The organism is Tardiphaga sp. 42S5 (assembly GCF_034044155.1).
Taxonomy (GTDB): domain Bacteria; phylum Pseudomonadota; class Alphaproteobacteria; order Rhizobiales; family Xanthobacteraceae; genus Tardiphaga; species Tardiphaga robiniae.
In genome coordinates, this window is the sequence record NZ_CP139027.1 from 6,287,962 (window position 1) to 6,301,449 (window position 13,488).

12 protein-coding genes are annotated in these 13,488 nt (G+C 62.6%); 5 read left to right on the plus strand and 7 right to left on the minus strand.

The genetic code is table 11. The features are described from left to right. Positions 1-9: 9 nt before the first annotated feature. Positions 10-1,692, minus strand: coding sequence for an outer membrane beta-barrel protein (locus SFY93_RS29325; RefSeq protein ID WP_320447880.1), 1,683 nt, complete (start codon positions 1,690-1,692; stop codon positions 10-12). A 264-nt stretch (positions 1,693-1,956) separates the two neighbouring features. On the opposite strand from SFY93_RS29325, the gene SFY93_RS29330 reads away from it, so the two are divergent. Further along, a complete protein-coding gene (locus tag SFY93_RS29330; protein ID WP_410001886.1) occupies positions 1,957-2,934 on the plus strand; it encodes a KpsF/GutQ family sugar-phosphate isomerase in 978 nt (325 codons plus the stop codon). Between the two features lie 3 nt (positions 2,935-2,937). Here SFY93_RS29330 and SFY93_RS29335 read toward each other — a convergent pair whose 3' ends face one another. The 6 genes from SFY93_RS29335 to SFY93_RS29360 all read right to left on the minus strand — a co-directional run bounded on the left by SFY93_RS29335 (position 2,938) and on the right by SFY93_RS29360 (position 9,723). After that, positions 2,938-3,381 (minus strand): NfeD family protein, encoded by a 444-nt coding sequence (locus tag SFY93_RS29335; RefSeq protein ID WP_115032955.1) that lies wholly within the window; start codon positions 3,379-3,381, stop codon positions 2,938-2,940. Positions 3,382-3,391: 10 nt separating this feature from the next. Beyond that, the gene (locus SFY93_RS29340) at positions 3,392-4,381 is read right to left on the minus strand and encodes an SPFH domain-containing protein (RefSeq protein ID WP_175367761.1); all 990 of its coding nucleotides are present in this window, start codon (positions 4,379-4,381) and stop codon (positions 3,392-3,394) included. Positions 4,382-4,615: 234 nt separating this feature from the next. Beyond that, complete coding sequence (hemH, locus tag SFY93_RS29345) at positions 4,616-5,653, minus strand: ferrochelatase (protein ID WP_320445577.1); 1,038 nt, start codon at positions 5,651-5,653, stop codon at positions 4,616-4,618. A 71-nt stretch (positions 5,654-5,724) separates the two neighbouring features. Then, the gene (locus SFY93_RS29350) at positions 5,725-6,894 is read right to left on the minus strand and encodes a nickel/cobalt transporter (RefSeq protein WP_320445578.1); all 1,170 of its coding nucleotides are present in this window, start codon (positions 6,892-6,894) and stop codon (positions 5,725-5,727) included. An 89-nt stretch (positions 6,895-6,983) separates the two neighbouring features. Further along, positions 6,984-7,619 (minus strand): DUF1007 family protein, encoded by a 636-nt coding sequence (locus SFY93_RS29355; protein ID WP_414717016.1) that lies wholly within the window; start codon positions 7,617-7,619, stop codon positions 6,984-6,986. Positions 7,620-7,632: 13 nt separating this feature from the next. Next, complete coding sequence (locus SFY93_RS29360; protein ID WP_089266226.1) at positions 7,633-9,723, minus strand: M3 family metallopeptidase; 2,091 nt, start codon at positions 9,721-9,723, stop codon at positions 7,633-7,635. Positions 9,724-9,854: 131 nt separating this feature from the next. On the opposite strand from SFY93_RS29360, the gene SFY93_RS29365 reads away from it, so the two are divergent. The 4 genes from SFY93_RS29365 (at position 9,855) to SFY93_RS29380 (ending at position 13,309) form a co-directional block, all read left to right on the plus strand. Further along, positions 9,855-10,106: a hypothetical protein gene (locus tag SFY93_RS29365; protein WP_068728984.1), complete on the plus strand. Its 252-nt coding sequence runs from the start codon at positions 9,855-9,857 to the stop codon at positions 10,104-10,106. An 874-nt stretch (positions 10,107-10,980) separates the two neighbouring features. Then, positions 10,981-12,123, plus strand: coding sequence for a type III PLP-dependent enzyme (locus SFY93_RS29370; protein ID WP_068728986.1), 1,143 nt, complete (start codon positions 10,981-10,983; stop codon positions 12,121-12,123). A 148-nt stretch (positions 12,124-12,271) separates the two neighbouring features. After that, positions 12,272-12,868: a GNAT family N-acetyltransferase gene (locus tag SFY93_RS29375; RefSeq protein WP_320445579.1), complete on the plus strand. Its 597-nt coding sequence runs from the start codon at positions 12,272-12,274 to the stop codon at positions 12,866-12,868. A gap of 54 nt (positions 12,869-12,922) precedes the next feature. After that, entirely contained in the window at positions 12,923-13,309 is a 387-nt protein-coding gene (locus tag SFY93_RS29380; protein WP_320445580.1) for a RidA family protein, read from the plus strand. Positions 13,310-13,488 lie beyond the last annotated feature (179 nt).

The following is a 13,488-nucleotide window of genomic DNA, read 5'->3' on the forward strand; positions in this document are numbered from 1 at the left end:
TTTTGACGGCTACCGCTGCAGTCTCACGCCCAGCATCACCACGGTCGAGGCCGTGCTCGCGCCAAGGATGTTTGAATCCAGGATATCGCGGCGCACCTGCGCCTTGAGCTGGATTTCACGGTTCAGCTTGTAAACGAGATCGCCCTGCAGCGAGTAGATCTTATCGAAACGGAAGTTTTCCTGATAATCCTGCGTCACGTAAGTGAACTTGCCCGTGGCCGTCAGCCAGCGCCGGAAGTCGTGATTGACCTCGACCGTATAGGTGCGCGTGAGAATGCCGGGAACGCCGGGAACGGTCGTCTCGTCGATCGACGTGGTCGAGACGAATTTCGCGGTCGTCAGCGGTGTGGCCGTCCAGATCAGCGACGCTGACGTCAGCAGGCCCTTGAGAACCTCCAGCCGCGTATCCGTATAGCTGCGCGCTGCATATCCGATCGACGCTTCGCCCGTCAGCAGACGCGTGAATTCGAACGTCGTACCGGCCTTGATATAGCCGCCGCTGGAATCGCGGAGATAGCCAAAGCGATCCGCCCGATCGTCGTGCACACGGACATCGCCCTGGACTTCGGCGAACGGCTTCAGACCCGGCAGCACTTCATAGGTGGCGCGGCCGACGCCGCCATACTGATTGAAATTACGGTCGTTGTTGTTGGTCTGGGTGCCGTCGGTCAGTTTCGAATCCTGATAGACGGTGCGATCGACGAGACCATCGACCTTGATCTGAAGACGGTTGAAGTCCTTCTCGACCCCGAGCGACCCACCAGTCGTCGTGAACAACGGGAACTCCTTCAAGCCGGCCTGAATGTTCGGGCTGCCCGGATTATCCGCACCGACCCGCATACGCATTTCGCTGTTAACGCGCAGGTCGCGGGCGACATCGAGACGACCGGCGATCTTGCCGTTGAATTCGGCGCGATCGACATTTTCGGGTGCCGGCGAAGTCTGGAATGGCGCTGCGGGAAACTGCTTCTCGTAACCGGTAAAGGATCCACGCAAATCAACGATGATCGAGTGCCGCGTCCAGTCAGTTGCGGCAAGCAGCTCTGGCGCAACCTTGTAGAACGACGACCCCTTCGGCTGCACGAAACGCGCCGGGTTGTTGTCGTAACCGCCATAGATTTCCACGGCTGACTTCACGAGAAAGCTGCCGACGCGCACGCCGGTCGGGGCATAAGGATCGGGATCAATCGGCAATCGCCGGCGCGGCGGCTGACCCACCACGGTGCCGGCAACCGACGGCGCAACGGGGGGCTTGGCTGCCTTGGCCGATGGCGGTGACGGCCGCGTCTCGGGCACCAGCGGCGGCGGCGGGCTGCCGGGGCCCACTGGCGGCTTCGGTTTCTTCGCGCCCGGATAATATTTGGTCTGCTTGCGCTTGCGGTTGAGCGCATCGAACCCGGTGCCGGCGGCGCCCGATGCAGCGGGCACCGGCGGTGTGATGATCGATTGCGGGATGCGATCCGGCGATAGCTGGCTGGTCTGCAGCGCTCCATTTGGCTGGAGCGGCGCATCCGTCGTCCGGCGCGTCGGCAGGTTCTGCGGTGACACGAAACCGCCCGGGACCGGCGCCAGCAGGTCTGACGTCAATGCTTGCGAGAATGCCGGAGATGGCGTGAGGAGGCTCAGGCACAGACATGCCGAAACCGCGCCGTTGGCCCAGGCGCGGTTGCGGCGGTCGCGTACTCGACCCATCCTCACGATCAGAAAAACTCCAACACTATCAAAGGCTTACGAAACCCACCAAGAGCGACGCCGGAGGCGCGCGCGACAACTCATGGTTAAGGGAGTTAAAACGCTTATGGTTAATGGCCCGTTGAGATCGCATCGGCGGGGTTTCGCCAGGCAGGCCCAGCCGTGCTAAGAGGACGGCGACACAGCCGGACAATTTACGGCCCCAGGATGCGATTGATGCCCCTCTCCAAGACACCCGGCCTTCCGACGAAAACGACGGCAGCGATGAGCGATCAGGCCATTGAAGCGATTGCCTCTGCGCTGCGTACGCTGGAGGCCGAAGCCAGCGGCGTCACCGCGCTGGCCACCGCGCTGCAATCCGACCTCGGCCCGGCCTTCGTCGCGGCCGCCGACCTGATCCTCAAGGCGAAGGGCCGCCTGATCATCACCGGCCTCGGCAAGTCCGGCCATATCGGCCGCAAGATCGCCGCCACCTTCGCCTCGACCGGTACGCCCGCTTTCTTCGTCCACGCCGCCGAGGCCAGCCATGGCGATCTCGGCATGATCACGCCCGACGACGTCATCATGGCGTTGTCGTGGTCCGGCGAGCAGCCGGAAATGAAGAACCTCATCACCTATGCCAAGCGTTTCAGGATCGGCGTGGTCGCGATCACCTCAGAAGCCACCTCGACGCTGGCAGAGGCTGCCGATGTCGCGCTGACGCTGCCGAAGGCGCGCGAGGCCTGCCCACATAATCTCGCGCCCACGACCTCGTCCCTGATGATGCTGGCGATGGGCGACGCGCTGGCGATCGCGCTGCTGGAAGGCCGTGGCTTTACGTCGGTGGATTTCAGTGTGCTGCACCCCGGAGGCAAGCTCGGCGCAATGCTGAAATACACCCGCGACCTCATGCATTCAGGCGACGCCGTGCCGCTCAAGCCGCTCGGCACCAAGATGTCCGATGCGCTGGTGGAAATGTCCTCGAAGGGCTTTGGCTGCGTCGGCATTACCGATGGCAACGGCCATGTGGTCGGCATCGTCACCGACGGCGATCTCCGCCGTCACATGCGCGCCGACCTGATGACGGTGTCGGTCGATGAAGTCATGACCAAGAACCCCAAGACCATCAGCCGCGACCTGCTCGCCGGCGAAGCGCTGGAAATCCTCAACTCGTCGAAGATCACGGCGTTACTGGTGACGGACGCCAGAAAGCCCGTCGGCATCGTGCATCTGCACGATCTGCTACGGGCGGGCGTGGCTTAGTTTTTACGCCACGTCCACCGTCAGACTGGCCCCATCCGCCTTCACGATCTTTACCCGCGTCCCGGCCGGCGTATCCGGGCCACTGACGCGCCACACTGTGTCGTCGATCCGCACGATGCCCTCGCCGTCGATGATCGGCCGATCCAGCGTGCAGATACGGCCGACCAGCGCGTCGCTGCGCTTGTTGAGGAACGGGTTCGGATTGGCGCCGGGCTTCTGGCGCGCAATCCGTCGCCACAGCGGGACGGCTGCCAGCGCGAACAATCCGAATAGCAGGATCTGCACTTGCCAGGACGGCGTGACGATGAAGGAGAGCACGCCGACCAGGAATGCGGACAGCCCGAGCCAGAACATGAAGACGCCGGGCGCCAGCAGCTCGAGCGCCATCAGCAGCACGCCGAAGATCAGCCAGTTCCAGCTCCCCAAAGTGACGAACATTTCGGCCATTGCGAAATCCCTAGCTGCGCGGCGGCGTTGTACCCGCCGGCGGCACTGATCCGCTGCGGCGCGCGGCAGCCTGGGCCGAGGTCGAGTTCTCGCCGAAGGTCGCCTTGGCGATCTCGCCGATACCGGCCAGCGAGCCCAGCATGCTCATGGCTTCCACCGGCAGCATGATGACTTTCTGGTTCGGCGATTCCGCAAGCTGGCCGAACGCCTTGATGTATTTGTCGGCGATGAAGTAATTCAGCGCCGCAACGTCACCCTTCGAAATCGCCTCCGACACCACTCGCGTTGCGTTGGCTTCGGCCTCTGCGGAACGCTCGCGTGCCTCGGCGTCACGGAACGCAGCCTCGCGGCGACCTTCGGCCTGCAGGATCTGGCCCTGCTTGGCACCTTCGGCACGGAGAATTTCCGACTGGCGCTGACCCTCGGCCTGCAGAATATCGGCGCGCTTGACGCGTTCGGCCTTCATCTGGCGGCCCATGGCCTCGACGAGGTCAGCCGGCGGCACGATGTCCTTGATCTCGATACGGTTGACCTTGAGGCCCCATGGGGAGACGGCGGCATCGACGACGCGCAGCAGACGCTCATTGATCTCGTCGCGATGCGACAGCACCTGATCGAGGTCCATCGAGCCCATCACCGAACGGATGTTGGTCATGGTCAGCACGATGATCGCCTGATTGAGATCGGAGACCTCGTAGCTCGCCTTGGCCGCGTCGAACACCTGGAAGAACGCGACGCCGTCCACGGTGACGGTGGCGTTATCCTTGGTGATCACTTCCTGCTCGGGAATACTGATCACCTGTTCCATCATGTTCATCTTGCGACCGACACGGTCGAAATACGGGATGATGAGGTTGAGGCCCGGCGACAGCGTGCGGGTGAATTTGCCGAAGCGCTCGATGGTCCAGTCATAGCCCTGCGGCACGGTCTTCACGCCGGCAAACAGCGTGAAGATGATCAGCAACACAACGGCGATGGCGAAAATGTCGAAACCGGACATCAAAGTCTCCCTGCGGCAAAATGGACGCGCGACGGACGGCGTCTCGTTGTTTTGTCGGCGTGGAGGATTTTAAGGTTCGAAATCGGGAAAAGCGAGAGCGCCGACGTGATCGCGAGCCACGGACCTCTCAGCCGTCATTGCGAGGAGCCCTTGCGACGAAGCAATCCAGTCTTCGCCTGTGGCTTCTGGATTGCTTCGCTGCGCTCGCAATGACGTGGATGGGTTGGAGCGCCCTTAGATCCAGCCCTGCAGCTCGCGCAGCACAAGCTGGCGGATCGTGTCCATGCCCTCGTCGCTGTCGTTGAGGCAGGGGATCGCAGAGAATTGCTCGCCGCCATTGTGCATGAAGATCTCGCAATTCTCCTGCGCGATCTCTTCCAGCGTCTCCAGGCAGTCGGCCGAGAAGCCCGGCATCACCACGGCAATACGACGCACGCCGTCCTTGGCGAGCTGCTCGATGGTCTTGTCCGTATAGGGCTGAAGCCAGGCATCGAAGCCGAAACGGGACTGGAAAGTCAGCAGCAGCTTCGGCGCATCCGGTCCGAGCCGCTTGCGCAGCGCTTCGGTCGTAGCGACGCACTGCGCCTGATAGGGGTCGCCCTTGTCGATATATTTCTGCGGCATGCCGTGGAACGACGCCACGATCATTTCCGGCACGAATGACAGCGTCGCCAGATGCTTCTCGATCGAGATCGCCAGCGCGCCGATATAATCCGGCTCGTCATAATAAGGCGGCGTGACCCGCAGGGTCGGCTGCGCACGCATGGTGCCGAGCACGCGGAACACTTCGTCGCAGACCGTCGCAGACGTCGCCGCCGAATATTGCGGATAGAGCGGCACCACCAGAATGCGGTTGCAGCCCTTTGCAGTCAGGTCAGCGATGCGGGAACGGATCGACGGATTGCCGTAGCGCATCGCCCAGTCCACCACGAGATGGGTGTGACTGCCGAGCGACGCGGCGAGCTTGTCGGACTGCGCGCGGGTGATCGTCTTCAACGGAGATTCGTTTTTCTCCGTGTTCCAGATCTTCAGATAGTCCTTGGCTTTACGGCGCGGCCGCGTGGTCAGGATGATGCCATTGAGGATCAGCTTCCACAGCAGGCCCTGGTTCTCGATCACGCGCGGATCGGACAGGAACTCTCTGAGATAGACGCGCACGCCGCGGGTATCCGCGGTATCGGGAGTTCCGAGATTGACCAGCAAGACGCCGACGCGTTCCGGTATCTCCAGGGTGGAGGCCGGTGGCTGCTCGAGGGAAACGACATTTGTCATGATGCCGGTGGCTTCGCGCTTTGGCTGGACCTTGTCAAGACGACGGACTGTCCATCAGGGCAGGACAGCGATCAGAAACAGGTGACGCGTTCGGCCGCGACATAGCCCAGCAGCAGGCCAACGCCAAACAGCATCACCAGCGCCGCCGCACCGAACTCGATCCCCCGCATCACCAGCGCGCCACTGCCATCGCGGCCACCGGCCAGACGGCCGGCGAGGCCCTTGGCGGAGACGGCGATGACGGCAATGGTCGCCACGGTAATCGCGGTTCCCAGGCCCATCACGAAAGTCGCAGCGATGCCGGCCCAGAACATGCCCTGCGCCAGCGCGAAGACCAGCACGAGGATCGCGCCGGAACACGGCCGGATGCCCACCGTGAACACGGCCGATAATCCACGCGCCCAGCCACCGGGGCCAGCGAACTGATCCGGCGTCGGGCCATGGGAATGGCCGCAATGCTCGTCATGAACGTGATCATGATGACTGTCGTCATGGTGCACATGTGCTGAAGCCGTCGCCTCGGCATGCACCGTATGGGCGTGCGCATGAGCATGCGCGTGGCCATGAGCGTGCTCGTGGTGATGGTGGTCATGGCCGTGATCATGCGTATGCGCGGACGCGCTGGCATGCGCCATCGCGAGCTGCGGGCCGGCGGCCGGCAGCGACGGTCGCAAGGCGCGGATAAAACCGCGCCCCTTGCTCCAGACCAGCCGCGCGCCGAACGCCGCGATGAGCCCATAGCTGGCGATCTCTACCCAGCGCTCGGTGCTGCACATGGTCTTCGCCGTGACATTCAGCAGCCATGCGCCAATGCCGACAATCAGCACCGCCACCAGCGCCTGCATCAGCGCCGAGACGAAGGACAATATGATACCGCGCTTGGCGGTCTCTTCATTGGCAACCAGATAGGACGAGATCACCGCCTTGCCGTGCCCGGGTCCGGCGGCGTGGAAGATGCCGTAGGCAAAGGAAATCGCCAGCAGCGTCCACACGGCGCTGCCGTCGGACTTCGCGGCACGGATGGTTGCCGACATCGCGCGATAGAATTCGGATTGCTTGGTCAGCAGCCAGCCGATAATGCCACCGACCTGCGAATCCGGCACGCCCTTCGGCGCGCCGAACGGATTCTGCGCGAGAGCGTGATGCAGCGAAGCGTCGGTCATGGCGGCGACAACCAGCACTGCCGCACAAACAAGAACGACACTCCATCCGCTCGTCATGGCCGGGCTTGTTCCGGCCATCCACCTCTTCCGGATGCCGGTGTCTAGGCGTGGATGCCCGGGACAAGCCCGGGCATGACGCGGGGAGAGACCTGTCGATGAAGTTACACTCATGGGCAATCGACCGTGATCTTGTTGGCGAACATCGCACCGTAATTGCTATTCTCGCCGCTCATGAAGGTGTCTTCATTCATGGTCTGTGCCTTGGCTGCACCATCGCTCGGGCGCTGGATCGCCATCGTGCAGGTAGCCGGTGCGCCGGCTAGCTTGATCGGATCTTTCTTCTCCAGACCGAAATCGACGAAGAAGCTCGGATCGAAGATCTCGAGCTCCATCTTCCTGGCCTTGAACGGCGTCTTGAATGGCAGCGTGAAGTGCAGCACCAGCGCCGCGTCGCGCTTCTCCAGATAATAGTCGACGGGATCGTTGAAGCGCTGCTTCTTGCCTTCCACCTTGGCGAAGGTGAAGAAGGCGAATTCCTTCAGCGACTCCACATTGGTCTGTGCCAGCGGCGCCAGTTCCTCGCGGGTATAAACGCCCTTGGTCTTGCTCTCGATTCCCTGCAGCGCATAGGTCGAGAACATGTCGTCGAACACCCAGGCATGGCGCACGCCGGTGATGGTGCCATCCGGCGCGTAGATCAATTCGCTGGATGCCGTGACGAAGACGTGGGGATGGGCGGAGGCAACGGTGATGCTGCCGGCCAGCGCAGTCATGATCGCGATCAGACCCAAAAAGCGGTTCATCAGAAGCATCACCTCACGCCGCCTCAGGCTCTTCCAGCAACCCACGCCGCCGCAACAGCGCATCTGGCGCCGGCGCACGACCACGGAAAGCGATGTAAGCCGCTTCCGGATCGACCGAGCCGCCCGACGAATAGATGTCGTCATGTAGCCGCTTGGCCACCGCGGGATCGAAGATATTGCCGGCTTCCTCGAAGGCGCCGAAGGCGTCCGCATCCATCACTTCGGACCACATGTAGCTGTAGTAGCCAGACGCATAGTGATCGCCGGAGAAGATGTGCCCGAATTGCGTCGGCCGGTGTCGCAGCGCGATTTCCTCGGGCATGCCGATCTTCTCCAGCTCCTTCTTCTCGAAGGCCGCGACATCGGCGGAGGCCGAGGCCGGCTGGGTATGGAATTCAAGATCGATCAGCGCCGACGACACAAACTCCACCGTGGCAAAGCCCTGGTTGAACTTGCGGGCAGCGATGAACCGCTTCAGCAGATCGTCGGGCAGCGGCTCGCCGGTCTGGTAGTGCTTGGCGAAGGTCTGCAGCACCTGCGGCTGCTCCTGCCAGTGTTCATAGAGTTGCGACGGCAGTTCGACGAAGTCGGTGAACACCGACGTCCCCGACAGCGAGGGATAGGTGACGTTGGAGAGCATGCCGTGCAGGCCATGGCCGAATTCATGGAACAGCGTGCGCGCATCGTCCGGCGACAGCAGCGATGGCTGGCCGTCGGTGCCTTTGGCGAAGTTGCAGATGTTCAGCACCAGCGGCGCCACGTCGCCGTCAAGCTTCTGCTGGTCGCGCAGCGAGGTCATCCAGGCGCCGGAGCGCTTCGACGGCCGGGCGAAGTAGTCGCCATAGAAGATGGCTTTGAGCGCCCCCTTGGCATCCTTGACCTCCCAGACGCGGACGTCGGGATGCCAGACCGGCACGTCCTTGCGCTCGGCGAAGGTGATGCCGAACAAGCGCGTCGCGGTGTCGAATTGCGCCGCGATCATATTGTCGAGGGTCAGATAGGGCTTGATCGCCGCATCATCGAAATTGGCGCGGCGCTGGCGCAGCTTCTCGGCATAATAGCGCCAGTCCCAGGCGGCGAGCTTGAAGTTGCCGCCCTCCTCCGCAATCAGCTCCTGCAGCGCATCGCGATCGGCAAGCGCGCGGGCGCGGGCCGGCTTCCAGACGCGCTCCAGCAGACCGCGCACGGCTTCCGGCGTCTTGGCCATGGAATCCTCCAGCCGGTAGGCCGCGAAGGTCGGGAAGCCCAGGATTTTCGCGGTCTCCTCGCGCAGCTTCAGGATTTCGACGATCGTCTCGTTGTTGTCGTTGGCGTTGCCATTGTTGCCGCGCTGAATGAAGGCCTTGTAGGCCCTCTCGCGCAGGTCGCGCCGCGCCGCGCTTTTCAGGAACGGCTCCATCGAGGACCGCGACGTAGTGATGATCGCCTTGCCAGTCATGCCGCGCTCGTCAGCCGAGGCCCTGGCCGAGGCGACAAAGCTCTCGGCGAGCCCATCGAGATCGCCTTCACCCAGCTCCATGAACCACTCCTGCTCGTCGCCGAGCAGATGATGGCTGAAACTGGTGCCGAGATGCGCGAGACGCTCGTTGATCTCAGCCATCCGCGCCTTGGCGGTCTCGTCGAGGCCGGCGCCGGAGCGGTGAAAGCGGGTATAGGTCCGCTCCAGGAGACGCATCTGTTCGGTGGTGAGGCCGAGCTCGGCGCGTTTGTCGTGCAGCGCCACGATGCGGCCGAACAACACGGCATTCATCATGATCGGATTCCAGTGCCGCGCCATCCGCGACGACACGTCCTTGTCGATCTCCAGGATCGCCGGATTGGAATGCGCCGACACCAGATCGTAGAACACCGATGCCACGCGGCTGAGCAACTTGCCGGAGCGCTCCAGCGCCGTGATCGTATTGGCGAAGTCAGGCGCGGCCGGATCGTTCACGATCGCGGCAATCTCGGCCGAATGGTCGAAAAACGCCTGTTCGAAGGCCGGCATGAAGTGCTCGGGCTTAATCTCGTCGAACGGCGGGGTCTCGAACGGGGTCTGCCAGGCTTTCAGAAGCGGATTTTCGAGACCTTTCGACGCAACCGGCGAGACCGACGTTTCTGACATAAGAAATCCTGCTTTGAAGCCCATAGAATGCGTCGATCTATACCACGCGATGGGGCTTTTTTGGGCCCTTTAGTGCTTGCCGCAGCAGGCTTTTTCGGAGAGATTGCGGCCCGAAACAGGACCTTGAGATTATGACCACCTCCACCGCCCCTCGCCGCATCTACTGGCCCAGCGTCATCACCGTCATCTCGGCGGCGATCCTGATCGGCGCGGAAGTGTTCGGCGCCGCCTTCGCGGGCGGCTGGGCGCTGTCGATCCTGTTCGGCCTCTCCACCACCGGCGAGCACATCCTGCAGGTTTGCCTGTTCCTGTGCGGCGTCGCCATCATGGTCGCCTTCCTGCGCACCGCCGCACGGATCGAGCCGTTCACCCGCCGCGGCTGAGAACTGCGCGCCCGCGCAGCTCCACTCTCCGGCTTCTTCACACTCGACTGTCATCGCCCAGCCAGGCGCGCAATTGCGTGCTTGAGTCGAGCGCCAGTCACCCGGGCTGCTCGTGATTCGTCGCTAGCTGTAGCGTTTACGGGATCCTCCCTCTCGCGGAGGACGACACCGAGAGCGAGATGACAGCCGCACGAGAGGACGACTACAGGACCATGACGCTGGTGTAGTTCAGCACTCCACGCCAGCCCCAGACTACGCCAATTCCTTAACCGAACTTAACATCCGTTCATGTTGAGCGCGCTGAGTGCGTCTCGTTTGCAACGCTGCGCGATGGCGTTGAATAAAATGCCCCACAGCCCAAAAAAATTGTTGCGTACCAGGGTCAAAGAACCTATTTCCGGTCTTGCCCAATTTCGCACGTGCCTGTGGTCGTGTGTCAGTCGGTAGGTATCCGGACAAGAGGCCGGACAGCCGCCAAGGGATGAAGAAGCCGAGGGTCGTTCGCGGAGTTTTGCGAAAGGCCAGCATCTCTCTCCAGAGATGCCGTTGAAGGTGACTTTGTTCTTTGCAACCGTGACTGGCAGCCGGAGGCGAACCGGCGCACCTCGTTCTCAACGGGGGACGCGACTTAAAGCAACGACGGAGCGGGCTTTTTTGGTCTCTGCTGGCTTTCCAACAGCCAGCGCGAATACCGAAGAGGCTTGTCCTTCATTGCCAGGTGTGCGGTAGGGTCACCCCCAACCAATCCACGGCAGCACTTACGGTCTGTACTTTTGGCTTTGTCACGCCTCCATCGCGTGCCTGGGTCCGAAAGCGCTGAACCGTCATCATTTTTTGAACGTGACTCTTTCGCGGGGCCGTTTGGGAGAGTGCTATGACCGAACGTATTCAGGAATTCCTCCGCGCCCGCCGCAACGAGGGCACCGATGTCGAGCCGTGCCTCGTCGTCGACCTCGAAGTCGTGCGCGACAACTTCCAGAGCTTTGCGAAGGCTTTGCCTGATAGCCGCGTGTTTTACGCGGTGAAGGCAAATCCGGCGCCGGAAGTGCTGTCGCTGCTGGCCTCGATGGGCTCGTGCTTCGACTGTGCGTCGGTGCAGGAAATCCAGATGGCGCTCGACGCTGGCGCCACGCCGGACCGCATCTCATTCGGCAACACCATCAAGAAGGAACGCGATATCGCGCGCGCCCACGCGCTCGGCATCGGCCTGTTCTCGGTCGATTGCGCCGCCGAGGTCGAGAAGATCGCGCGCGCCGCTCCTGGCGCCCGCGTGTTCTGCCGCATCCTCTACGATTGCGCCGGCGCCGAGTGGCCGCTGTCGCGCAAGTTCGGCTGCGATCCGGAAATGGCTGTCGACGTGCTGGACCTCGCCAAGCGTCTTGGCCTGGAGCCCTATGGCATTTCGTTCCATGTCGGCTCGCAGCAGCGCAAGGTGAAGGCATGGGACCGTGCGCTGGCGATGGCCTCGTCGGTGTTCCGTGACTGCGCCGAGCGCGGGATCAACCTCTCCATGGTCAATATGGGCGGCGGCTTCCCGACCAAGTACCTCAAGGAAGTCCCGGCGGTCGTGCAGTACGGCCGTTCGATCTTCCGTGCGCTGCGCAAGCACTTCGGCAACGCGATTCCGGAGACCATCATCGAGCCGGGTCGCGGCATGGTCGGCAATGCCGGCATCATCGAAGCCGAAGTCGTTCTGATCTCGAAGAAGAGCGACGAGGACGACGTGCGCTGGGTTTACCTGGACATTGGCAAGTTCGGCGGTCTCGCCGAGACCATGGACGAGTCGATCCGCTACGCCATCAAGACGCCGCATGACGGCGCCGAGATGACGCCCTGCGTGCTCGCCGGCCCGACCTGCGATTCGGCCGACGTGATGTATGAGAAGCTGCCGTATCCGCTGCCCGTGACTCTCGAGATCGGCGACAAGCTGCTGATCGAAGGCACCGGCGCCTATACGTCGACCTACTCGGCAGTGGCGTTCAACGGCTTCCCGCCGCTGCGCACCTTCCATATCTGAGCGTTGCAAATTTAAGTTCGCTCACTATATCCGGCATCCACCCCGGATATGACTAATCGGAGAGCCGGCCCGCCGGCTCTCATCCCGTCACCTTCCAATTCTGGATGACAACACTCCGTGTGAAAAACGGAGTGGGGACCGACATGCCATGACCGATCTGCACGAGACCGCCACTAACAACACTGTTGCTTTGCCCATCGCAGCCCCTTCGTACGAGATCCGTGCGGAACGTGGCTCCGACGTCGCCGCCCGTGAATCTCTACTGGATGTGTGCTTCGGCGCTTCGCGCCATGCCCGCACCTGCCAGCGACTGCGTGACGGACGACTGCCCGCCGAAGGCCTGGCCTTCTCGGCGGTGGTGCAAGGCAGGCTGGTCGGCACGATCAGGCTTTGGCATGTCGACGCGGGGGGCCGTGCTGCGTTGATGCTCGGCCCCCTGGCGGTCGATCCGGGTGCCCGCGACCTTGGCCTTGGCGCCGCGTTGATGAATCACGCGATCGCCGAGGCCTCGGCGCGCGGCCATGGCGCCATCGTGCTGCTCGGCGATGCGCCTTATTACGCCCGCTTCGGCTTCATGCCCCGGAAAATGACCGATCTGGCGCTGCCGGGGCCGTTCGAGCGCGATCGCCTGCTCGGCCTCGAGCTGAAGCCCGGAGCGCTGGATGGCTCCCGCGGCATCATCTTCGGAAGCGGTAAATGGGCCCGCAAGGCTGCTGAGCCTGCCGATCTGGCCCACGCAGCTTGATTTGACCACCAAGGCACGGCATTGCGGAGCTCACCTCCGCAGGAGAGCCCGGTAATGACGCGCAAACTGATTTCCACCGGATCGCCATTCGAAAAGGCCGCTGGCTACAGCCGTGCGGTGGTCGACGGCGATTTCTGCTTCGTGTCCGGAACCACCGGCTACGATTACACCACCATGATCTTGCCGGCAGATATCACGGCACAGACACAGAACTGCTTCAAGACTATCGAAGCCGCGCTGAAGGAGGCCGGCTTTGCCATGGCCGATATCGTGCGTGCGATCTACTACATCACGGACGCCAGCGACGCCGACAAGGTGTTCGCGGTGACCGGTGCCCATCTCGGCGAGATCAGGCCTGCTGCCACGCTCCTCGTGGTCTCCGGGCTCTACAAGCCCGAGATGAAAATCGAAATCGAAGTCACCGCCAAGCGGCGCAGCTGATCGTCAACCGCGCGTCAGACACACCCGTTTGACGTCGCTGCTAGCAACGGCGCCATCGCCGGTTGACTTTCACTGCAGGATACATAGGTTTCGGCCATCATGACGAACCTGCCCCGCAACCGCTTACTGCTCCGCGCCGGTCACCTTCAAGCAGGAATGTGACCCGGGCGCACGCGCGC

What these genes read in the sequence shown, in the direction of transcription:
- SFY93_RS29325 (WP_320447880.1), bottom strand. Translation starts at nt 1,692, where the DNA reads ATGGGTCGAGTACGCGACCGCCGCAACCGCGCCTGGGCCAACGGCGCG.
- SFY93_RS29330 (WP_410001886.1), top strand. Translation starts at nt 1,957, where the DNA reads ATGAGCGATCAGGCCATTGAAGCGATTGCCTCTGCGCTGCGTACGCTG.
- SFY93_RS29335 (WP_115032955.1), bottom strand. Translation starts at nt 3,381, where the DNA reads ATGGCCGAAATGTTCGTCACTTTGGGGAGCTGGAACTGGCTGATCTTC.
- SFY93_RS29340 (WP_175367761.1), bottom strand. Translation starts at nt 4,381, where the DNA reads ATGTCCGGTTTCGACATTTTCGCCATCGCCGTTGTGTTGCTGATCATC.
- hemH (WP_320445577.1), bottom strand. Translation starts at nt 5,653, where the DNA reads ATGACAAATGTCGTTTCCCTCGAGCAGCCACCGGCCTCCACCCTGGAG.
- SFY93_RS29350 (WP_320445578.1), bottom strand. Translation starts at nt 6,894, where the DNA reads ATGGCCGGAACAAGCCCGGCCATGACGAGCGGATGGAGTGTCGTTCTT.
- SFY93_RS29355 (WP_414717016.1), bottom strand. Translation starts at nt 7,619, where the DNA reads ATGAACCGCTTTTTGGGTCTGATCGCGATCATGACTGCGCTGGCCGGC.
- SFY93_RS29360 (WP_089266226.1), bottom strand. Translation starts at nt 9,723, where the DNA reads ATGTCAGAAACGTCGGTCTCGCCGGTTGCGTCGAAAGGTCTCGAAAAT.
- SFY93_RS29365 (WP_068728984.1), top strand. Translation starts at nt 9,855, where the DNA reads ATGACCACCTCCACCGCCCCTCGCCGCATCTACTGGCCCAGCGTCATC.
- SFY93_RS29370 (WP_068728986.1), top strand. Translation starts at nt 10,981, where the DNA reads ATGACCGAACGTATTCAGGAATTCCTCCGCGCCCGCCGCAACGAGGGC.
- SFY93_RS29375 (WP_320445579.1), top strand. Translation starts at nt 12,272, where the DNA reads ATGACCGATCTGCACGAGACCGCCACTAACAACACTGTTGCTTTGCCC.
- SFY93_RS29380 (WP_320445580.1), top strand. Translation starts at nt 12,923, where the DNA reads ATGACGCGCAAACTGATTTCCACCGGATCGCCATTCGAAAAGGCCGCT.